The sequence below is a fragment of the Curtobacterium sp. MCBD17_034 genome, from assembly GCF_003234515.1.
Classification (GTDB): Bacteria; Actinomycetota; Actinomycetes; order Actinomycetales; family Microbacteriaceae; genus Curtobacterium.
The window spans coordinates 13,985-34,588 of the sequence record NZ_QKTN01000015.1; the positions used below are offsets into that span (position 1 = coordinate 13,985).

Annotated in this window: 20 protein-coding genes; 6 read left to right on the plus strand and 14 right to left on the minus strand. The window is 71.0% G+C overall.

Annotation, left to right across the window (positions count from 1 at the left end; genetic code table 11):
- Window positions 1-35: 35 nt before the first annotated feature.
- From DEI92_RS15520 to DEI92_RS15555, 9 genes are all read right to left on the minus strand, one after another.
- Window positions 36-581: a YbhB/YbcL family Raf kinase inhibitor-like protein gene (locus DEI92_RS15520; protein WP_111014163.1), complete on the minus strand. Its 546-nt coding sequence runs from the start codon at window positions 579-581 to the stop codon at window positions 36-38.
- Window positions 582-715: 134 nt separating this feature from the next.
- Window positions 716-970: a hypothetical protein gene (locus DEI92_RS15525; protein WP_111014164.1), complete on the minus strand. Its 255-nt coding sequence runs from the start codon at window positions 968-970 to the stop codon at window positions 716-718.
- 2 nt (window positions 971-972) lie between these two features.
- Window positions 973-1,569 carry a transcriptional regulator gene (locus tag DEI92_RS15530; RefSeq protein ID WP_111014165.1) on the minus strand — a complete coding sequence of 199 codons (597 nt, stop codon included), beginning with the start codon at window positions 1,567-1,569 and terminating at the stop codon, window positions 973-975.
- A 78-nt stretch (window positions 1,570-1,647) separates the two neighbouring features.
- Window positions 1,648-2,847, minus strand: coding sequence for a Bcr/CflA family efflux MFS transporter (locus DEI92_RS15535; protein ID WP_111014166.1), 1,200 nt, complete (start codon window positions 2,845-2,847; stop codon window positions 1,648-1,650).
- Between the two features lie 147 nt (window positions 2,848-2,994).
- Complete coding sequence (locus DEI92_RS15540; RefSeq protein WP_111014167.1) at window positions 2,995-3,300, minus strand: Dabb family protein; 306 nt, start codon at window positions 3,298-3,300, stop codon at window positions 2,995-2,997.
- 107 nt (window positions 3,301-3,407) lie between these two features.
- Window positions 3,408-3,989: a hypothetical protein gene (locus tag DEI92_RS15545; RefSeq protein WP_111014168.1), complete on the minus strand. Its 582-nt coding sequence runs from the start codon at window positions 3,987-3,989 to the stop codon at window positions 3,408-3,410.
- Complete coding sequence (locus tag DEI92_RS16625; RefSeq protein WP_181434991.1) at window positions 3,986-4,138, minus strand: hypothetical protein; 153 nt, start codon at window positions 4,136-4,138, stop codon at window positions 3,986-3,988. Before DEI92_RS16625 ends, DEI92_RS15545 begins: the two co-directional genes overlap by 4 nt.
- 84 nt (window positions 4,139-4,222) lie before the next feature.
- The gene (locus DEI92_RS15550) at window positions 4,223-4,846 is read right to left on the minus strand and encodes a response regulator transcription factor (protein WP_111014169.1); all 624 of its coding nucleotides are present in this window, start codon (window positions 4,844-4,846) and stop codon (window positions 4,223-4,225) included.
- Window positions 4,843-6,534, minus strand: coding sequence for a GAF domain-containing protein (locus tag DEI92_RS15555; protein WP_258370243.1), 1,692 nt, complete (start codon window positions 6,532-6,534; stop codon window positions 4,843-4,845). The genes DEI92_RS15550 and DEI92_RS15555 overlap by 4 nt, the downstream gene beginning before the upstream one ends.
- A gap of 118 nt (window positions 6,535-6,652) precedes the next feature.
- Between DEI92_RS15555 and DEI92_RS16360 the strand changes: the two genes are divergently transcribed.
- Genes DEI92_RS16360 through DEI92_RS15570 form a run of 3 tightly spaced genes read left to right on the plus strand, consistent with a single transcriptional unit; the run spans window position 6,653 to window position 10,481 of the window.
- Window positions 6,653-7,489 carry a universal stress protein gene (locus tag DEI92_RS16360; protein ID WP_181434992.1) on the plus strand — a complete coding sequence of 279 codons (837 nt, stop codon included), beginning with the start codon at window positions 6,653-6,655 and terminating at the stop codon, window positions 7,487-7,489.
- A complete protein-coding gene (locus DEI92_RS15565; RefSeq protein WP_111014171.1) occupies window positions 7,486-10,014 on the plus strand; it encodes a phosphoketolase in 2,529 nt (842 codons plus the stop codon). Before DEI92_RS16360 ends, DEI92_RS15565 begins: the two co-directional genes overlap by 4 nt.
- Window positions 10,011-10,481, plus strand: a complete 471-nt coding sequence (locus DEI92_RS15570; RefSeq protein WP_111014172.1) for a pyridoxamine 5'-phosphate oxidase family protein — start codon at window positions 10,011-10,013, stop codon at window positions 10,479-10,481. The genes DEI92_RS15565 and DEI92_RS15570 overlap by 4 nt, the downstream gene beginning before the upstream one ends.
- Before the next feature lie 47 nt (window positions 10,482-10,528).
- Here the strand turns inward: DEI92_RS15570 and DEI92_RS15575 are convergent, their stop codons facing one another.
- The 4 genes from DEI92_RS15575 to DEI92_RS15590 form a co-directional block, all read right to left on the minus strand.
- Window positions 10,529-11,428, minus strand: coding sequence for a carbohydrate ABC transporter permease (locus DEI92_RS15575; protein WP_111014173.1), 900 nt, complete (start codon window positions 11,426-11,428; stop codon window positions 10,529-10,531).
- Window positions 11,428-12,327 (minus strand): carbohydrate ABC transporter permease, encoded by a 900-nt coding sequence (locus DEI92_RS15580; protein WP_111014174.1) that lies wholly within the window; start codon window positions 12,325-12,327, stop codon window positions 11,428-11,430. Before DEI92_RS15580 ends, DEI92_RS15575 begins: the two co-directional genes overlap by 1 nt.
- Before the next feature lie 2 nt (window positions 12,328-12,329).
- Entirely contained in the window at window positions 12,330-13,658 is a 1,329-nt protein-coding gene (locus tag DEI92_RS15585; protein WP_111014175.1) for an extracellular solute-binding protein, read from the minus strand.
- A gap of 86 nt (window positions 13,659-13,744) precedes the next feature.
- Entirely contained in the window at window positions 13,745-14,782 is a 1,038-nt protein-coding gene (locus DEI92_RS15590) for an NAD(P)-dependent alcohol dehydrogenase (protein ID WP_111014176.1), read from the minus strand.
- Between the two features lie 330 nt (window positions 14,783-15,112).
- Between DEI92_RS15590 and DEI92_RS15595 the strand changes: the two genes are divergently transcribed.
- The 3 genes from DEI92_RS15595 to DEI92_RS15605 are packed head-to-tail and all read left to right on the plus strand — an operon-like array spanning window position 15,113 to window position 19,379.
- Complete coding sequence (locus tag DEI92_RS15595) at window positions 15,113-16,159, plus strand: LacI family DNA-binding transcriptional regulator (RefSeq protein ID WP_111011384.1); 1,047 nt, start codon at window positions 15,113-15,115, stop codon at window positions 16,157-16,159.
- Between the two features lie 54 nt (window positions 16,160-16,213).
- Entirely contained in the window at window positions 16,214-18,304 is a 2,091-nt protein-coding gene (locus DEI92_RS15600) for a hypothetical protein (protein ID WP_111014177.1), read from the plus strand.
- Window positions 18,297-19,379 carry a class I mannose-6-phosphate isomerase gene (locus DEI92_RS15605; RefSeq protein WP_111014178.1) on the plus strand — a complete coding sequence of 361 codons (1,083 nt, stop codon included), beginning with the start codon at window positions 18,297-18,299 and terminating at the stop codon, window positions 19,377-19,379. The genes DEI92_RS15600 and DEI92_RS15605 overlap by 8 nt, the downstream gene beginning before the upstream one ends.
- 31 nt (window positions 19,380-19,410) lie before the next feature.
- Here DEI92_RS15605 and DEI92_RS15610 read toward each other — a convergent pair whose 3' ends face one another.
- Window positions 19,411-20,565 (minus strand): NAD(P)/FAD-dependent oxidoreductase, encoded by a 1,155-nt coding sequence (locus DEI92_RS15610; RefSeq protein WP_111014179.1) that lies wholly within the window; start codon window positions 20,563-20,565, stop codon window positions 19,411-19,413.
- Between the last annotated feature and the right edge of the window lie 39 nt (window positions 20,566-20,604).

Below are 20,604 nucleotides of genomic sequence, written 5' to 3' on the forward strand. Positions count from 1 at the left end.
CCCCAGGATCCACCAAGACGGCGGCGGGGTCGCGCCTACGCCTCGCCCGGCGTCTCCGCGCTCGCCACGAGCGTCGCCCGGCCGAGGATGTGCGACGACATGGTGAACCCGAGGTAGGCGGGCGTGGCGTCGGCCGGCACTCCGATGTCCGCGACGTCGAGCGCGTGCACGACGATGAAGTACCGGTGCGGACCGTGGCCCGCGGGCGGCGCCGCCCCGACGAACCGGGGCGCCCGGGCGTCGTTCTGCAGTTGGATCGCGCCGTCCGGGAGGCCCGCCCCGCCCGCAGCCCCCGCTCCGGTCGGCAGCGTGGTCACGTCGGCCGGGATGTTCGCCACGGCCCAGTGCCAGAAGCCGGACATGGTCGGGGCGTCCGGGTCGTACATGGTCACCGCGAAGCTCTTCGTGCCCTCGGGAGCGCCACTCCACGTGAGCTGGGGCGAGACGTCCTCGCCGCCGGGGACGCCCATCATCCCCGACCACTGCGGGGGCCGGAACTCCTGGCCGTCCTGCACGTCGTCACTCGTGACGGTGAACGCGGGCACCTCGGGCAGGCGTCGGAACGGGTGGTTGTCGGTCATGCTCGTCCTCCTCGGTGGGCGGTCGGCCCGCCCCGTGATCGATCATGCCGCGCGGGCCTCGGCCGCGTTCGCGGTCGCGGTCGCGGTCACGGACGCGGACGCGGACGCGGTTGCGGTCACGACCGCGTCCGGGCTCAGCGCATCCGGGGCAGCGCCGACGCGAGCCGCTCCCAGGACCGCTCCCGGGCCTCCCGGTCGAGCGACGCGTGGTGCAGGACGGCGGCGCGTTCGTGGAGGACCCGAGGTGCGGGGGTCGTCACGGCGACGCGTGCGAGACGGCGTGCGCGGCGATCCGCGCGGGCGGTGCTCCAGTGGACGAGCCCGAGCCCGATGCGGTGGGCGGCTCGTTCGACCGGGTGGACGGACGTGACGGGCACGGTCGCGTTCATGGTCACTCCTTGGGGACGTCGAGGACGGGGAACAGGTTGTAGTTGACGAACACCCGACGCGCAGCCGGGTCGGGGTGGCGCGAGGCCGGGTCGTTGGCGCGGAGGTACCGACCGATGAGGTCGTTGATCCCCCGGTCGAGCTCGGCGAGTTCGTCCGGGGTCATGAGGAGCCAGGCGGTCGAGAAGTCACTGACGTCGCGCCAGGCCTCGGGCAGGTCGTCCGACGAGGCGAGGGCGTCGCGGATGAACTCGGCCGTCGTGTCCTGGAAGCTCATGCTCGCGAGCACGGTGGCCGTGCGCTCCGCCCGGCTCTGGTCGGTTCCGTGGTCGCCGAACTCGAGCGGGCCGGCGTAGCGCCGCCACCAGCGGTCACGGCCGCTGCCGAGTTCGGGAGCCTCCTCGACGATGCCGTGCTTGGCGAGCTGGCGCAGGTGGTAGCTCGTGGACCCGGAGGACTCGCCGATCCGGGCACCGAGCGCGGTGGCCGTGGCCGGGCCGTGCGAGGCGAGCTCGTTGAGCAGCCGGGTCCGCACGGGGTGCGCGAGGGCCTTGAGGGCCTCGACCCGCAGGACGCGGGGCTCGGGGGTGTTCGTCGCCATGACTCCGAAGATACCTTTGCAAAGTGCTCTTTGCAATGGTTTCTTTGCGGTGGTTCCTCTGCGGTGGTGTCGTTGCGGTCAGCCCAGTCGGGTCCCGGACGCTCCGGCACGGGCCGATGCAGCCACCTGCACGACCGCGGCGATGACGATCCCCGTCGCCATCACGGCCCCCATCGCGACCGCCGTCCCCCCGAACCACCCGGCCAGCGGTGTGCCGAGGCCGCCGAGCCCGAAGCTGATGCCACCCTGCAGCGCCGCGGCGGTACCGGGCAAGGCCGCACCGAGGGCCTGCGTCCGCGTCGTGGACCCGGTGATCACGAAGCCCCAGGCACCCGTCACCACCGCCAGGCAGACCCAGACCGCGATCGGCCCGAGGCCTGCGAGTGCACTGACGAGCACACCGACCGCGCCGAGGGCACCGACCACGAGTCCCGTCGTCAGGAGCGCGTCCTCGCTGCAGCGTCGGACGAGCCGCCGGAACGCCAGGGTGGTGAGGATCATGCAGCTGGCGTCGACGGCGAAGACGACGGTGTACCCGGTCTCGCTGAACCCGAACTCGGACTGGAACACGAACGAGCTCGTGGAGATGTAGGCGAAGAAGCCGATCGTCGCGACGCACGAGGACACGAGGTACCAGTCGAAGCGCGGGATGGCCAGCAACGTGCCCATCCGGCGGAGGTTCGCGCCGAGACCGATTCCCGACGACCGGTCCTGCGGCGCGAGGGTCTCGGGGATGCGGACGAGCACGATCGCGAAGAGGACGAGGCCGAGCACCCCGAGCGCGACGAACATGATCCGCCAGTCACCGACGAGCAGGAGTGCGCCACCGGCCAGGGGCGCGACGACCGGTCCGACGGCGTTGATCGCGGCGAGCGCCGCGTAGATGCGTGGACGGTCGGCAGGAGGCGCGGCGTCGGTGACCACCGCGCGCCCCGCGACCGCACCGGCGGCACCACCCAGGCCCTCGACCACGCGCGCGATCACGAACACGGCGTTGTCCGGGGCGACGGCGCAGGCGAACGACGCCACCGCGAACAGGGCGGTCCCGCCCAGGAGGATGGACCGGCGCCCCACCGAGTCGCTGAGCGGTCCCACGAGGATCTGACCGACCGCGAACGCGACCAGGAACGCCGTGAGCGACACCTGCACGGCACTCGTGGAGGTCCCGAAGTCCCTCGCGAGCGCAGGCAGCGCGGGGATGTACATGTCCGTCGCGAACGGCGAGATGCCGACGATGACGGCCAGGGGCACGATCGGCGGGAGGGGACGGGAAACCATACGGCGGATGGTATTCCGTCGGTGGGGTGCGGTCCGGACGAGCGCGGCGCGATGGGGACCGGGTCCGCGGCGGGTGCGGTGCGGTCCCGGTGCGCGGCGGATGCGGCGCGGTCCCGGTGTGCGGCGGGTGCGGTGCTCCGGCCGGGGTCAGGACCCCGCTTCGATGTCGAACACGACCAGGTCGGCGCTCGCCCCGCCGAGGAACGCGGCGACCGGCTGGTGGTCGGGGTGCGGCAGGTAGCCGTCGAGCGCGGCGCGGTCCCGGAACCCGACGACGAGCATCCAGTCGAACCGCCCCTCGAGCCCTTCGCTGCTCACGCTGGGTCCGGCATCGACCGACGTCACCCCGTCGATGCCGGGGAGGTGCTGCCGGACGAGCTCCGCGGCGCGCTGTTCGGATGACGCGTGGTCCCCGCTCCACTGGACGAGGACGACGTGGACGATCTCAGACATGGGTCGAGGCTACGGCGTCGGGGCTCCGACGCCCGGCCGGCACCGCAGCGTCCTGTTGTGTGCGGACAGGGGTGTTCGATGCGGCACGCAGCGGAGCCAGCAACCGCTCAGACGGCCGCCGCCCGGCTCTCGGCCGATGGGCGCCTCGCCGCGGCGTCGGCGTACCGGCGGGCGTGACGGAGTCCGAGCAGTGCCAGCACCGCCATCACGACGGCGCCGGAGTACGCGACGACCGCGCCGATGAGCGCGAGCGTGGCCATGGTGTCGAACGCGTACGCGTTGAGGAGCAGGCCGCGGAGGGTCTCGCCGCGGAACACGGTGTCGACCTCGGCGGCGAGTGCGGCGTCCTTCGGGTGCGCCTGCGCCTCGGCGGACAGTTCGGAGTACGTCTTCCCGCCGGTCATCTCCCGCAGGTGGACTGCGATGTAGTGGTCGGCCCAGGCCTTCGCCTGTGCGCCGGTCTCGAGCTGCTGTCCGGCGTAGCGGTTGAGGTACGGACCGATGTCCTTGCTCTTCAGCGCGTCGCTGCCCTTCGCCGGGAACTGGATCTTCTCGGCGACGAGCTGGTCCCGCACCTGGTCGTGCACGTACACGTGCGCCCAGGTCATGAGGACACCCGCAAGGAGCAGGACGAGGGCGATGACCGCGCCGCTCGCGGAGAGGAGTCGGTCGAGTACGGTGCGGTTCACGGTTCCTGCCTTCCGTCGGTGTGCTGCCCGCTGTCACTGCCGCCGCGACGCTGGGCCGCCAGCCGGTGCTCCGCGCGCTCGCGCGCGTCGCGCTTCAGGCGCTCCCACTCATCGGTGGGGAGTCGTCGGACCTCGTCGCGCTCGGGCATGGAACCAGGGTCCCGCCAGGACCGGCTGGTGCAGGAGGGCACTTGGTCCCGACCGCGTCGGGACGACCGGGAGGCCCGGGACGGTCAGCCGCGCCGGACGCCGTAGACGGCCGCTTGCGTCCGACTCTCGAGATGCAGTTTGCCGAGCAGGACGGTCACGTTGTTCTTCACGGTCTTCTCGGCGATGTGGAGTCGTTCGCCGATCTGCCGGTTCGTCAGGCCCTCGACGATGAGGTCGAGGATCTGCTGCTCACGCCGGGTGAGTCCCGCGTCGGAGCCGGGGCTCGCGGGGACGACCGCGGAGCGCACGCGCCGTCCCGCGTCGGCCGGGAAGAGGGTCTCACCCGAGGCGGCACGGCGGATCGCCTCGACGAGTTTGTTGCCACGGATGTCCTTGAGAACGGACCCGCTCGCTCCGGCGAGGACCGCGGCCGTCGTCGCCTCGTCGTCGTCGTAGGCGGTGAGCATGAGGCACGGGAGGTCCGGATTGGCCGAGCGCACCGTCCGGCACAGGTCGATGCCGCTGCCGTCCGGCAGGCGGACGTCGAGCACGGCGATGTCCGGCCGGGTCGCGGCGATACGCGGGACGGCCCGGCCGATGGTCTCGGCCTCGCCCACCACCTCGAGGTCGGGCTGCGCGTCGATGATCCGCGCCACGCCCTGCCGGACGAGTTCGTGGTCGTCGACGAGGAACACGCGGATCGTCATGCTGCCTCCCCCTCGGTCACCGGGACCCGCCAGGTCATCGTGGTGCCGCCTCCGTCGCGGCCGTCGAGCGCGTAGTGGCCGCCGCGGGCGGCAGCCCGTGCGGCGAGGTTCGCGGTGCCGCTCGCCCGGCCCGGGCGGCCGAGCCCGCGGCCGTCGTCCTCGACGAGCACGGTCAGGTGGTCGTCCTCGAGCAGCACGCGGACGTCAGTCGTGGAGGCGCGCGCGTGGCGCCCGACGTTCGTCAGCGATTCCCGGACGACCGCGACGACGTCGTCGGCGAGTTCGTCCGGGACGAGCGCGTCCACCGGCCCACCGAAGGTGACGCTCGGCGGCCCGGCGAGCATGGGCGTGACCTCGGCGATCGTGTCGAGGACGCGGTGCCGGATGGTGGTCGGGGCCGTGCGGGGCGGTGTCTTCAGCGCGAACACCGCCGTGCGGATCTCGGCGATCGCGGTGTCGATGGCGTCGATCTGGTCCGCGAACTCCTGACGGACGGTCGCGGGGACCGCGGGCTCGAGGCTCTGGAGCGTCAGGCCCGCCGCGAACAGCCGCTGGATGACGTGGTCGTGGAGGTCACGCGCGATCCGACTCCGGTCCTCGATGCGCTGGAGCTCCTGCCGGTCGAGCCGTCCGCGGGCGAGCTCGAGCGCCACGCTGGCCTGTGCCGCGAACTCCGACGCCAGGTCGAGTTCGGAGCTGGCGAACGGCGGGCGTCCTGCTCGACGCGCGAGCAGGAGCGTTCCGTGCGGGGCGGCCGTCGCGGCGAACGGCACCGCGGCGGCCCATCGGAGTCCGTCCGGCCAGTCGACGGAGTCCTCGCGGAGGTCGCCCGTGGTGACGTGCCCGCTCTCGATGGACCGGCCGGCGATCGTGTCGTCGGCGTCCTCGATCACCGCTCCGAGATCGTGTGCGTCGACCCCGCGGGCGCCGTCGACGCGGAAGCCCGTGTTGTCCGGGACCAGCACGCAGGCGAGATCGGCGTCGACCAGCGGGGCGACGCGGTCCACGACGACGCCGAGGCCGTCGACGGCATCGGACGACAGCAGCGCGGTCGTCACGTCGGCGAGCGCCACCGACCACCGCTGGCGGCGTCGGGACTCGTCGAAGAGGCGCGCGTGGTCGATGGCCGCGCCGGCGGTGGCGGCCAGGGAGGCCACGAGTTCCTCGTCCTCCTCGCTGAACACGCCGGACTCCCGCGTCAGGTACAGGTTGCCGAACAGCTCGTCCCGCACGCGGATCGGCACCCCGAGGAACGCCTCCATCGGCGGGTGGTGCTCGGGGAACCCGGCTGCTCGGGGATCCGCTGCGAGGTGCTCGAGCCGGGTCGGGGTCGTGGTGGTCAGGATCGCGCCGAGCAGCCCCCGGCCGCGGGGGAGGTCCCCGATCGCGGCGACCTCCGCGTCGGACATCCCGACGTGGACGAACTGCTCGAGGGTGCCGTCGGGGGCGATCACCCCGAGCGCGCCGTAGCGGGCGCCGGCGAGTTCGACCGCGGCCTCGACGATGCGCCGGAGCACGACGGGCAGGTCGAGCTCCTCGACCACGAGCCGGTTCGCGCGGAGGAGCTGCCGGAGACGCCCCTGGGTCGCGAGGACCTCGTTCGCGCGATCGACGAGGTCGCCGATGGTGCGCTCGAGTGCCGTCCGCGGCGCGTTCGGGAACTCGAGTCGGTCCTGCTCCTGCCCCACGCCGGTCCTCTCGCTCGCCCCCCCCTTCACCCTATGGGGCGGCGCAGCCGCGGGAGCCGGGACCTTGGTCTCTGGGTCCGGTCTGCCGCAGCACGGACCATCGAGGAGGAGGCGGCACATGGGTGAGCGGTACATCGTCGGGTTCGACGACTCGCGGCCGAGTCGACGCGCACTGGACTGGGCGCTCGACCGCGCCGCGCGAGACCACGGGTCCGTCGTGCTCGCCCACGTCCGCACGGTTCCGGACGGCCCACCCTCCGACCCGGACCTGGAGGCCGCGGTCACCCGTGCTCGCACCCGCCGTCGCGATGTCGGGGTGTCGCTGCTGCGGATCGACGGGGACGACGTCGTGGCCGCCCTGCTCGGGGTAGCCGAGGACGAGGACCTCCTCGTGGTGGGCACGCACAAGACGGGTCACCTGCACGGCCGGGCGCTCGGCACGCGGGCACTCGCCCTCGCGGCTGGCGCGCGCTGTTCGGTCGTCGTCGTCCCGGACACGGACCTGCGGTTCCGTCGCGGTGTCGTCGCGGGCGTCGGCGGCGGTGCAGGGGCGGCGCACGTGTGCGAGACCGCGGCCAGGGAGGCCGAACACCGTGAGGAGGAACTCGTGCTCGTCCGGGCGCTCGAACCCGACGGGTCCGGCGACGACGGCACCCCGCTCGGCACCACCGGCGGACGCGTCCAGGACGCCCACCCGCTCCTCGAGGTGTCCGCGCGCACCGCTTCCCGTCCAGCGGCGCCCATGCTGCTCGATGTCGCGCTGGGGCACGCGCTCCTCGTCATCGGCGCGCGCCATCCGGCCCAGGCGCGGGCCGGGTACGTCGGCGCGGTGCTCCACGACGTGCTCATCAACCTGACCGCACCCGTGCTCGTGACCCGCCACCGCGACCTCGTCGCGACCGCGGCAGCGAGTGGTGCGGCCACTCGACCGGACCCCATCGAGGAGAACGCATGACCGACACGACCATCAGCAGGACCGACACCACGGCGACCGAGGTCGCCTTCCGGCGCGGCAACGGAGCGGAGGTGGACGAGCCCACGATCGACCGCCTCGACGCGTGGTGGCGGACCGCCAACTACCTCTCCGTCGGGCAGATCTACCTGCTCGACAACCCGCTGCTCCGACGGCCGCTCACCCGTGACGACGTCAAACCGCGCCTCCTCGGTCACTGGGGAACGACCCCCGGACTCAACTTCGTCTACGCCCACCTGAACCGGGCCATCCAGGAACGCGATCTCGACACGCTGTACGTCACGGGGCCGGGGCACGGCGGCCCGGGCATGGTGGCGAACGCCTACCTCGACGGCACCTACACCGAGGTCTACCCACGGATCGGGCAGGACGAGGACGGCGTCCGGCGCCTGTTCCGTCAGTTCTCCTTCCCCGGCGGCATCCCGAGCCACGCGGCACCCGAGACCCCGGGCTCGATCCACGAGGGCGGGGAACTCGGCTACGCCCTGTCACACGCGTACGGCGCCGCCTTCGACAACCCGGACCTCCTCGTCGCCGCGGTCGTCGGCGACGGCGAGGCCGAGACCGGCCCCCTGGCGACCAGCTGGCACTCCAACAAGTTCATCGACCCGCTCCACGACGGCGTCGTGCTCCCGATCCTGCACCTCAACGGGTACAAGATCGCGAATCCGACCGTGCTCGCCCGGATCCCCGAGGAGGAGCTGCTGTCGCTCATGCGCGGGTACGGCCACACCCCCTACGTCGTGTCCGGCGGGTTCGACGGCGAGGACCCGCGGGCGGTCCACCGCCGGATGGCGGAGACCCTCGACCGGGTCCTCGACCACGTCGCCGAGATCAAGGCCGCAGCCGCCGCGGGCACCCTGGAGGGCCGCCCCGCCTGGCCGATGATCGTCCTGCGCACACCGAAGGGCTGGACGTGCCCCGCCGAGATCGACGGCAAGCCCGCCGAGGGCAGCTGGCGTGCCCACCAGGTGCCGCTCGCGAGCGCCCGGGACACCGAGGAACACCTGCAGGTGCTCGAGGGCTGGCTCCGCTCCTACCGACCCGAGGAGCTGTTCGACGACGAGGGCCGGCCCGTCGCACTCGCGACGGCGCTCGCCCCGACCGGCGACCGGCGGATGAGCGCCAACCCCGTCGCGAACGGCGGGCTGCTCAAGCGGGACCTCGTGTTGCCCGACTTCCGCGACTACGCGGTCGACGTCCCCACGCACGGCGGCTCCATCGACGAGTCCACCCGGGTCCTCGGTCGGTGGCTCGCCGACGTCGTCCTCGCGAATCCGGACACGTTCCGGATCTTCGGCCCCGACGAGACCGCGTCGAACCGCCTGAACGCCGTGCTCGACGTGACCGACAAGCAGTGGGACGCCGAGGTGGTGCCGTCGGACGAGCACCTGGCGCGCGCGGGCCGCGTCATGGAGATGCTGAGCGAGCACCAGTGCCAGGGGTGGCTCGAGGGCTACCTGCTGACCGGACGGCACGGACTGTTCACCAGCTACGAGGCCTTCATCCACATCGTCGACTCGATGCTCAACCAGCACGCGAAGTGGCTCAAGGTGAGCAAGACCATCCCGTGGCGGCGGCCGATCGCGTCGCTCAACTATCTGCTGTCGTCGCACGTGTGGCGCCAGGACCACAACGGGCTGTCGCACCAGGACCCGGGTTTCATCGACCACGTCGTCAACAAGAAGCCAGACATCGTTCGGGTGTACCTGCCGTTCGACGCCAACACGTTGCTCTCGACGTACGACCACTGCCTCCGGAGCGTCGACTACGTCAACGTCGTCGTGGCGGGCAAGCAGCCGACGTTCAACTGGCTCCCCATGGACGAGGCGATCGCGCACATGACCCGCGGCCTCGGCATCTTCGACTGGGCCGGCACCGAGGTCGACGGCGAGGAGCCCGACGTGGTCCTCGCGTGCGCCGGCGACGTCCCGACGCTCGAGACCCTGGCGGCCGCGTCGATCCTCCGCCGCGAGGTCCCGTCGCTCCGGGTCCGGGTCGTCAACGTCGTCGACCTCATGCGGTTGGTGAGCGAGGGCGAGCACCCGCACGGGTTGTCCGACGCCGAGTTCGACGCCGTGTTCACCCCCGACAAGCCGGTCGTCTTCGCCTACCACGGGTACCCGTGGCTCATCCACCGACTGACGTACCGCCGACATGGCAGCGGCAACCTGCACGTCCGCGGCTACACGGAGGAGGGCACGACGACGACGCCCTTCGACATGGTCATGCTCAACGACATGGACCGGTACCACCTCGTCATCGACGTGCTCGACCGCGTTCCCGGGCTCGCGTCCCGCTCAGCCGGACTCCGTCAGCGCATGCAGGACGCCCGCATGGCTGCCCGCGCCTGGACCCGGGAGCACGGGGAGGACATCCCCGAGGTCGCCGACTGGACCTGGACCGACGACGGTGACGCGCACCACGACGCCGCCGCGGTCCGTTCGGCGAACGTCGGTGTCGACACCGCCTCGGCCACTGCTGCCACGGGTGGTGACAACGAGTGAGCGAGCACCGGAACGACCCCGAGCCCGTCCCGACCCGCACCTCCGACCGGCCCGGCGCCCACGCGTCGACCGCACCGGTCGAGGAGCTCGTCCTGGTCCTCGATCCGGACCAGTGCTGGACCCGACTGCGCGACGCGAGCACCGGGCGGGTGGCGTTCCGTACCGACGAGAGCATCGAGATCCTGCCCGTCAACCACCTCTCCGACGACCGCCAGATCGTCTTCGCGACCTCGAGCCACGCGATCCTCGCCGCCGTGGCCGACCGACGTGAACTCGTCTTCGAGGTCGACCACCACGACGGGTGGACCGCCTGGAGCGTCGTCGTCCGCGGGCCAGCCCACACGACCCAGGCGAACGACGGCACGGCGGGGCGACTCCGGTCGATGCTGCCCACGCCGAAGATCGCGACGGTGGTCATCGAACCGACGACCGTCACCGGGCGCCTGTTCGACCAGGCCGCGCCCTGACGCGGACGCTGCGGTCAGCGCGCGCGGCCACTGCGGTCAGCGCGCGCTCATTTGCCCGCGCCCATGGTGAGCCCGGCGACGAGCTGTCGCCGCGCGAGCAGGTACAGCACCAGGATCGGCAGCGCCGAGAGCACGACCGCCGCGAGCGTCGCCGGCACGTTGATGCTGAACTGCCCCTGGAAGTTCCACAGCGCGAGCGGCAGGACGCGCTTGTCGTCGCTCTGCGTCAGCACGAGGGGCAGCAGGAACCCGTTCCAGACCTGGAGCGCGTCGTAGATCGCGACCGTCGCGATGGAGGACCGCGAGAGCGGGAGCACGAGGCGCCACAGGATGGCCCACTGCCCCGCACCGTCGACCCGCATCGCCTCGAACAGCTCCCCCGGGATGTCGCGGATGAAGTTGACGAGGATGAGGACCGTGATCGGGATCGCGAAGGCGATCGACGGCAGGATCACCGCGGCGAGCGTGTCGTACAGGCCGACGCGGCCGAGCACGAAGAACAGCGGGATGACGGTCGCCTGCAGCGGGATCGCGAGGCCCAGGAGGAACAGCGAGTAGGTGCTCCGGACGATCCACCGCCGCGACCGCACGATCGCGTAGGCCGCGAGCAGGCAGACGGCGGTCGTCACGACGACGGTGACGAGCGAGACGATCACGCTGTTCGCGAAGTAGACGCCGAAGCCGGACTGCAGCACGAGCGCGTAGCTCGCCAGGGTCGGGTGCGTCGGCGGCGTGAGGGGGTTCCGCGTGTAGTACGAGCCCTGCGCGGTGATGCTCGTGATCACGACGTAGTAGATCGGCAGGAGCACGACGGCGAGCCAGACCCAGGCCGCGACCGCGCCGACGACGTTCCGGTTGGCCCGTGTGCGCCGTGGCCGGCCGGCGCCGTTCGTGCGGGTCGTGGTGGATCCGCCCACGGCGGTGTCCCGGACGCTTGCGATCGCCATCAGGCGCCTTCCTGCTCGCTGGTCATGCGGTTGAACCCGCTGAACCGGGTGAGTGCGAGCGCGATGACCAATCCGATGACGACGAGGATGACGGCGAGCACGCTCGCGTCGCCGAGGTCGCTGGCGGAGAAGCCGGTCAGGTACATGTCGAGTGGGAGGATCCGGGTCGCGTACCCGGGGCCGCCCTGCGTGAGGACGTACACGATGTCGAAGTAGGTCAGGGACCCGACGATCATGAGCGTCGAGGACGTGATGATCGTGTTCCGGAGCTGCGGCAGCGTGATGCTGAAGAACTGGCGGACCCGTCCGGCCCCGTCGATCTGCGACGCCTCGTAGAGGGACGCCGGGATCTGGCGCGCGCCGGCCTGGTACAGCAGCGAGTGGAACGGGATGAACTGCCACGCGATGACGAAGATCACCACGTACAGCGCCGTGGCGGGGCTGCCGAGCCAGTCCTTCGACAGCGCGGGCAACCCGAACGCGTGACCGACGCCGTAGTTCGGGTCGAGCAGCGCCTTGAACGCGATCGCGATCGCGGCCGACGACAGGATCAGGGGCAGGAAGTACAGCGCGGCGAGGACGGCGCGGTACCGCTGCTTGCCCGACACGAAGACCCCGACGAGGATGCTCATCGGCGTCTGGATCACCCACGAGATCACGATCACCTGCAGCGTGAGCCACAGCGCGTGGTAGGTCAGTGGATCGCCGAGCTGGGTGATCCAGTTGCGGATCCCGTTGAACACGGGAGCGGTGAGGCCGTCCCAACTCGTGAAGCTGAGTCCCAGCGCGATCACCAGCGGGATGATCGCGAACGCCAGGAACATCGCGAGTGCGGGGATGACGAACCAACTGCTCGGGGCCGATCCGTCGATGACGGCCCCACCGTTCCGTGTGCGCATGCCTACTTGCCGATGGTCGTGTTCATGTGGTCGGAGAACTGCTTCGGCGTCTCCGACTGGTTGAAGAGCAGGTCGAGCTGGGTCCAGAACTCCGTCGAGGCGGCGGGGCTGAGCGCGAGGTCCCAGGACTGCTGGAAGTGCGGCGCGTCCGTGATCATCTGCTCCGCCTGCTTGGCGAAGTCGCCCTTGAGCTTCGACGACACCCCGGTGACCGGCGGGATCTGCCCCTGCCCGATCATCGTGTTCACGTACGAGTCGTTCCAGACGCTCTTGGTCACGTACTGCAGCGCGGCCTTCGTCTGGGCGGCGGACGCCTTGGACGACACCGACCAGTAGACCGAGGGGTTGCCCGCGATGTCCTCCGGGTCGCCCTTGCCGCCGGAGACCGCGGGGAACGGCGCGACCTCGAGCTTGCCGCTCTTGACGAAGTTCGGATCGATCGACGAGATACCCGAGTAGGCCCACGTGCCCTGGAGGAGGAAGCCCGCGCGGCCCGTCACCATGAGCGCGAGGTCGGCGTTCGTGTCGGCGGACACCGACGCGAACCCGTCCGCGAAGCCCCCGGCCTTGATGAGCTGCTGGATCATCGTCGTGGCCTGGATCACGGCGGGGTCGGACCAGGCGTTCGGCTTGTTGTCGAGGATCGCCTGGAACGGAGCAGGGCCGCCGATCCGGTCCACGAGGTACTCGATGTACATGAGGTACGGCCACTTGCTCTGACCACCGAGCGAGATCGGGGCCACCCCGGCCGCGCGGAGCTTCTTGACGTCCTTGAGCAGGTCGTCCCAGGTGGCCGGAGCCTCGCTGATGCCGGCCTTCTGCAGCACGTCCTTGTTCATGTACAGGACCACGGGCGCGGTGGAACTCGCGGGGATCGCGTAGGTCTTGCCGTTCACCTTGCCGGTGTCCGCGATCGAGGGGACGATCTTGTCGGTGAAGGACGTGTCCGACTTGAGGTCGCTGCTGAGGTCCTTGACGAGCCCGGCCTTGACGTACGACTTGAGCGTGCCGCCGCCCCAGTTGTAGACGAGCGTGGGTGCCTGCGGCGAGTTGATCGCGGTGCGGATCTTGTCCTTGAAGTCGTTCGTGCCGAAGTACGAGTCGGTGATCTTCTGGTCGGGGTGCGCCTTGTTCCACGTCGCGATGGACGGCTGGATGTTCGGCTTGTCGGCGGTGGTGCTCCAGGCCGTGATGGCGCTGCTGGACGAGCCGCTGCCGCCGGCGCTGCACGCGGCGAGGGAGATCGCGACGGCTGCCGCGGCGACGGTGGCGGCGGTCCGGCGGATCAGTCGTCCGCGGGTGATCGGCCGCGACGATGCGGGGATCTTCATGGGGGTACTCCTCAGGAGTCTCGGGATGGTGTGTTGCGGGGACGTCCGGATGGACGGGCCGAGGCCACGAAACGGGCGACGGGAGATCAGGGGACGACGACGGCCTTGAGCGTGTCGGGGCGCGTCGCCGCGTCGAGCGCGGCCTCGACCTCGTCGAGGCCGAACCGACCGGTGACGAGTGCGTCCACGTCGACGAGCCCGGCTGCGATGAGCCGGATGGCGATCGGCCACGTGTTCGCGTACCGGAACACCCCGGTGACGACGAGCTCGCGGTTCTGGATGCGGGACACCGGGAGCCGGATCTCGTCGGCGCCCATGCCGACGAGGACGACACGACCCGCGGGAGCGACGGCGTGGATGCCGGCGCGGACGGCGGGTTCGGCGCCGGACGCGTCGATGAAGGCGTCGACCTCGTAGTCGGCGGTGGCGACGTCGACGACCATCGGGTCGACGACCTCCGTCGCGCCGAAGCGGAGTGCGACCTCCCGGCGTTCGGCCACCGGGTCGCTCACGATGATCCGCGTCGCGCCGAACGCGCGGGCGACCTGCCCGGCGATGACACCGATCGGCCCGGCCCCGGCGATGAACACCGAGCTCCCGGGCGTGGTCTGCGCCTTCTGGTTGGCCCAGATGCCGACGCTGAGCGGCTCGCAGAGCGCCGCGGCCTCGATCGACATCGTGTCCGGGATCGGATGGGCGTAATCGGTCTGGATGGCGGCGTACTCCGCGAACGCGCCGTCGATCGGCGGCGTCGCGTAGAACTCCATCGAGGTGCAGAGGTTGTAGCGGCCGTGCTTGCACTGGTCGCAGTGTCGGCAGGCGCGCTGCGGCTCGATCGACACGCGCTCACCCACGCGGTCCGGCGAGACCGCGGCCCCGACAGCGACGATCGTGCCCGCCGACTCGTGGCCGAGGATCATCGGCTGCTCGACGACGAACGAGCCGATGCGGCCCTCGTGGAAGTAGTGGACATCCGAGCCGCAGACGCCGACGGCGGCGATCCGGACCAGGACCTGGTCGGGATCGAGTCGGGGCACCGGCACGGTGTCGACACGGACGTCGCCCGGGGCGTGCAGGACGCTCGCCCGCATGTGCTCCGCGACGGAGGCGGATGGTGCAGTCATGTGGACCTCTCCGGCCGCGCCATCGCGGCTCCTCGGACCCTCACAGCATCGGTGCTGAGTGGTAACGGTTCCAACAATGCGCACGCGCGTCGAGGGTTGTCAACTCCTCTTGCCAAGAAATATGGCGGAAATGGGCCTCCGAGCCCCCACCATTGACAGCGCCGGCGCGTTCCTCCTACTGTTCGATGTGGAAACGGTTCCACTTTCTGTTGCCTGCCCGAGGAGGGACGCGATGCCACGCAACGCCGCTGCCCCCGCTCGGGACGTCGTCCCTGTCGCTCTGCGCTATGCAGGGCACGCGGCGAGCGCCGCGTCAGGGAGGAGCGACGGATGACCGACAGCACGCAACGCCCCAAGCGGGGCCAGGTCACGATGCGCGAGGTCGCCGAGGCGGCCGGCGTCGGCATGGGCACGGTGTCGCGGGTCTTCTCGAACGTCGGAGCGGTCGCCCCGGCGACGCGCCAGCGGGTGGAGGCGGCGGCCAAGGACCTGCATTACCGTCCGAGCGCGCTCGGTCGCGACCTGAAACGACGGACGACGAACAACATCGGCCTCATCGTCACCGACATCTCGAACAACTTCTACGGGGAGTTCGCCCAGGGGGTCCTCGCGAGCGCCAAGGAGCTCGGACGCCACGTGATCCTCTGCGCGAGCGGCGAGGACCCGGCGACCGAGCGGGAGTACATCGACCTGCTCGTCGAGCAACGCGTGGACGGGATCATCGCCTTCCCCACGGGGAGCAACCTCGACGCGTGGGAGACCGCGCGGGCGATCGGCATCAACGTGCTGTTCGCCGACCGGACGATGGCCGACCTCGACGTGCCGTCCATCCTGGCGGACAACCTCGGGGGCGCCCGCCGACTGACGGAGTACCTCCTCGCCCTGGGGCACGAGCGGATCGGGTACCTCGGTGGGCCTTCCCAACTCACGACGGGCAGCCAGCGCGAGGCGGGGTACCGGCTCGCCCACGAGCAGGCGGGCGTCCCCGTGATCGACGAGCTCGTCGTGCGCACCCGGTTCACCCGGGACACCGCCTACGCGAGCGCGATCCGCCTCCTCGACTCGGCGGTGCCGCCGACCGCGCTCCTCGCCTCGAACAACATCCTCGGCGAGGCGGTGCTGGCCGCGGTCCGCGACCGCGGTCTCCGCGTGCCCGAGGACCTCTCGCTGGTCATGTTCGACGACGTGCCGTGGGCGCGCCTCGTCGACCCGGCGATCACCGTCGCGGCGCAGCCGGCCTGGGGCATGGGCCAGTCGGCGGCGCGGATGGTGCTCACACTCGACGACGACACGCGGTCCCAGGTGGTCCCGGTCGACGTGGTCATCCGGCGCAGCGCCGCTGCCCGGTTCATGGACACTCCCGTCATCGGGAGCTGACCGACGGGTCGGACCCGTCACGTGCCCACGACGCTGTGGGAGGAAGAGCGACACATGGAACGCGGTATCTACTTCGACGGCTGGTACCCGAACGAGCACTGCTACCACCCGAGCATGCCCCCGCGGCGGCTCACGATGGCGGACGACGTCGTCGAGATGGGTGGGACGATGCTCGTCTGGGCCGGCCTCGGCGGCGGCGTGATCAGCCTCCCGTACCTGGAGGACGAGGCGTTCGGGCCGATCCCGCAGCGGTTCCGCCAGCACGGCTACGTCAACGAGTCGGAGTTCATCGCGTACACGAAGGAGCGCGGCGTCGACCTGTTCGGCATCGTGTTCGAGGCGCAGGCGTGGGAGTTCCCCGCCGAGGTCGAGGACGGTCGCGTGCTGGCCCAGAACCAGCTGCGGGACGTCGGCACGCGCACGACGATGGGCCTCCGCGAGTTCTCGACCGACACCGGACCGGCCGACTGGAAGCCGTTCCGCCACTACTTCCCCGACGGCCTCGTGAACAGCGACGGCGAGCAGGTCACCGACCTGTGGGAGGAGGTCGTGTCCCGCGACCTCGAGGGCCGCCCCCTGCACGCCCACTGGGTGGAGGTCGACGGCACGGGCCAGTCCTGCTACCTCGCCGACCGGAACAACCCGGTCTGGCGCGAGTACCTCAAGGCGGTCATCCGCATCCAGATCGACGCCGGGGCGCCCGGGGTCCAGCTCGACGAGACCGACGTGCCGCTGCTCGCCCTGCGCTACGGCGGCTGCTTCTGCAAGGACTGCGTCAAGGGGTTCCGGGCGTACCTGCAGACCCTCGACACACCCCCGACGGAACTCGCCGGGGTCGACCTCGCCACGTTCGACTACCGGCAGTGGCTGCTCGACCAGGGGTACCGGACGGGCACCGCCCCGCAGACGTACCCGCTGTACGCCGAGTACTGCCGCTTCCTGCAGATCGCGATCACGGACACGTTCCACGAGGTCGCCTCGTACGTGAAGGAGTACGCGGCGTCGCAGGGGAAGCAGGTCCGCGTCGCCGGCAACTTCTACGACTGCGCGCCGTTCTACGAGGCGATGGTCGACGACGTCGACGTGCTCGTCACCGAGATGCGCGAGACGAAGTACCAGCAGCCCTGGTACTTCCGCCACGGCGTCGGGATGAGCCGCGGACGTCCGCTCGTCGCGGTCGAGAACCCGTACGGCGGCATCACCGAGGACCTGCTCCGCCGCATCCAGCGAGGACGAGCCCACGACCTGTTCCGCCTGTCGATCTTCGAGGCGAACGCGATGGGCGCGAACATGTCCCTGCCGTACGGCTCGTGGCTCGGAACCGAGGTGAAGGACTCCTACTGGGTGCCGAAGGACCTGGCGGTCGAGACCGGTCAGGCGCTCGTCGGTCTCGACGCCGTCACGTCGAACGTATCCGTGCACAGCACCGCCGTCGTCTACTCCGTCCCCAGCGTCATGCGGGCGATGATGGACTCGGACATGTTCAGCGACGACGGCCGCTGGTTCGAGCCCGTCGAGGCGGTCGACGCACGCGCCTCCTCGTACTGGGAGACCATCGAGTGCCTCAGCCGGTCCGGCCGCACCTTCGACGCGATCGTCCTGCCGGACGAGGGTCTCCGCCAGGACGACACGGTGGCAGCGACCTTCGCCCCGTACGCGACCGTCGTCGTACCGGACGCGTGGAACATGAGCGCCCGCCAGCACGAGGCGCTCCTCGGCTATCTCGGCCAGGGTGGACGCGTCGTGGTGAACGGCGCCTACGGCACCGAGTTGCCGGCCGCCGACCGGGAGGCCCTGCTCACCCACGCCGGGACGACCCACCTCGACGACGTGCGCGCGATCCCCGACCTGGTACCGCAGGACGTCCTCGGCGAGTTCGATGAGGCGATGGCCGTCAACGTCCACCAGCTGCCCGACGACACGCTTGCCGTCCACGTCGTGAACTTCGACTACCAGGAGGCCGACGACGCCGTCCAGCGCCGGCTCGACTTCGAGATCGGCGTCCGCACGGATCGCGCGATCACGACCGCGACCGTCCACCGGCCGGGCCTCGCCCCCGAGACGGCGCCCGTGGACCTCGCCGACGGCGTCGCGCGTGTGACCATCCCGACCCTCGACCTCTACGCGGTGGTGCACCTTGCCTGACCGACCCGAGCCGCACGACGCAGCGGACGACGCTGCACGAGCCGACTGGTCCGCTGCCCCCATCCGCCTCGCCGCGAACCAGCCGCCCGCTCGCCCGTACCGGGGCGGCGCCGGCATCGCGCGGTTCCGCGGCCTGCCTGAGTCCGAGGTGGACCCGTACACACCCGAGGACTTCGTGGCCTCGGTCACGACCGTGCACGGGTCCGATCATGTGGGCCTCACCGAACTCGCGCCGGGACTGACGCTCCGCGACGCCGTCCGGGCCGACCCCCAGGGGTTCCTCGGCCCGGAGCACGTCGCCCGGTTCGGTGCCGAGACCATGCTCCTCGTCAAGCTGCTCGACACGGCGGAGCGCCTGTTCGTGCACTTCCACCCGGACGACGACCACGCCCGCACCCACCTCGGCGAGCCCCGCGGCAAGACCGAGGCGTGGATCGTGCTCGCGGTGGCGGACGGCGTCGACGGCTACGCGTCCCTCGGGTTCACCCGCGAGGTCTCCGAGGCCGACGCCGCAGCCTGGTTCGCGGAGCAGGACGCCGGCGCGATGCTCGCCGCGATGCACCGCGTGCCGCTGCAGCCCGGGTCCGTGTTGCTCGTGCCCGCGGGGGTGCCGCACGCGATCGGCCCCGGCATCACGCTCGTGGAGCTGCAGCAGCCGGCGGACCTGTCGATCCTGCTCGAGTACGACGGCTACCCGGGACTGGACGCGTCCACGGCGCTCATGGGGAACGACCTGCACGAATCGCTCCAGGCACTCGACCGTCGCGCGTGGACCGCGGAGGACGTCGCCCGGCTGGTCGGCGACCCCGCCGCACCGGACGACACCACCGCCTCCGTGTTCCCGCCCGCCGCGGACCCGTTCTTCCGCGCCGAACGGATCCGCACGACGGAACCCGTGCGCCTGTCGGCGGCGTTCGCGGTCGTCGTCGTCGTCGGCGGCAGCGGGACGATGGCGTCCGGGTCGGGCACGCTCCCGCTCGCCGCGGGTGACACGGTGCTCGTGCCGTTCGCCGTGGGCGAGGTCGAGCTCTCCCCCGGGCTCGACGTCATCCGGGCGCTCCCGCCGCGGCCGTGAGTCCGGGCGCCGATGGGGGCGCCGTGACGCTTCACCGCGACTGCGTCACGTCGTCACCGACCGGGTCGCCGCCAGCGAACAGCGATGCCAGTGCGTGGGGAGCCCCGGTGCCGAACACCAGATCCACCGTCTCATGCGCGGCGACAGCCTCGGCTTCGCTGCGCTCGAACATGACTGCCTCGTACGAGGCCAGCGCTGCCTCCAGATCGTCCGGCTGTGCGGCGATGGCCTCGCCGAGCTCCGCCCCGTCGAGCATGGCGATGTTCGCGCCCTCGCCACCGGGCACCGTGACGTGCGCGGCGTCACCGAGGAGTGTCACGCCCGGGACCCGGACCCAACGGTGCCGGTCGGGGAGCTCGTGGATGCTGCGGAGGACGGGCGCCGTGTCGCTGTCCGTGACGAGCGCGGTGAGTTCCGGTGCCCATCCATCGAACTCGGCAGCGATGCGGGCGCGAGTGACGTCGGCGTCGGCGAAGTCGATGCAGTCGAACCATGCCAGCGGGTGGGACAAGATCACGTAGGTGTGGATGACGTTCCCGGCCTCCCGGTGTGCGAGGAAGCCCGTTCCGGGCTCGAGTGCGTAGAGGGCGCCCGCCCCGACCGCGGCGGCTGTTCCGGGGTGCCGGATGTCGACGTCGTGGAGTGCCGTGTCGATGTAGCTCATCCCCGCGTACGTGGGTCGCTGGTCCGAGACGAGGTGCCGGACTCTGGACCAGGTGCCGTCGGCACCGACCAGGAGATCGCTGACGGCGCTCGATCCGTCGGCGAAGACGAGTTCGTGGCGACCGTCGCCGTGCGCCGTCACGCTGGTCACCTTCTTGTCCCACCGGACCGTTCCTCCCGGGAGGGACTCCAGCAGGATCCGACGGATGTCACCTCGGAGCGCTTCCGGCTTGGCCATCGAACCGTCGTCAGGCACCTCGCCCAGGACGATGCCGTGTCGGTCCATGACCCGCTGCGCGGCACCCCCGTGGTGCACGATCGACCGGAACTGCTCGTCGAGGCCGGCGATGTGCAGAGCGAGCTGCCCGTTGTGCTCGTGGAGGTCGAGTTGTCCGCCCTGCCCTCGCGCGTCAGCGGACCGATCACCTTCGTACACCGTGGACGAGATGCCGTGCAGGTGGAGGACTCGGGCCAGCATGAGGCCGCCGAGGCCGGCGCCGACGATGGCGATGCGAGGGGTCATGGGATGTTCCTTTCGAGCAAGCACTTTGGACCAACGGTC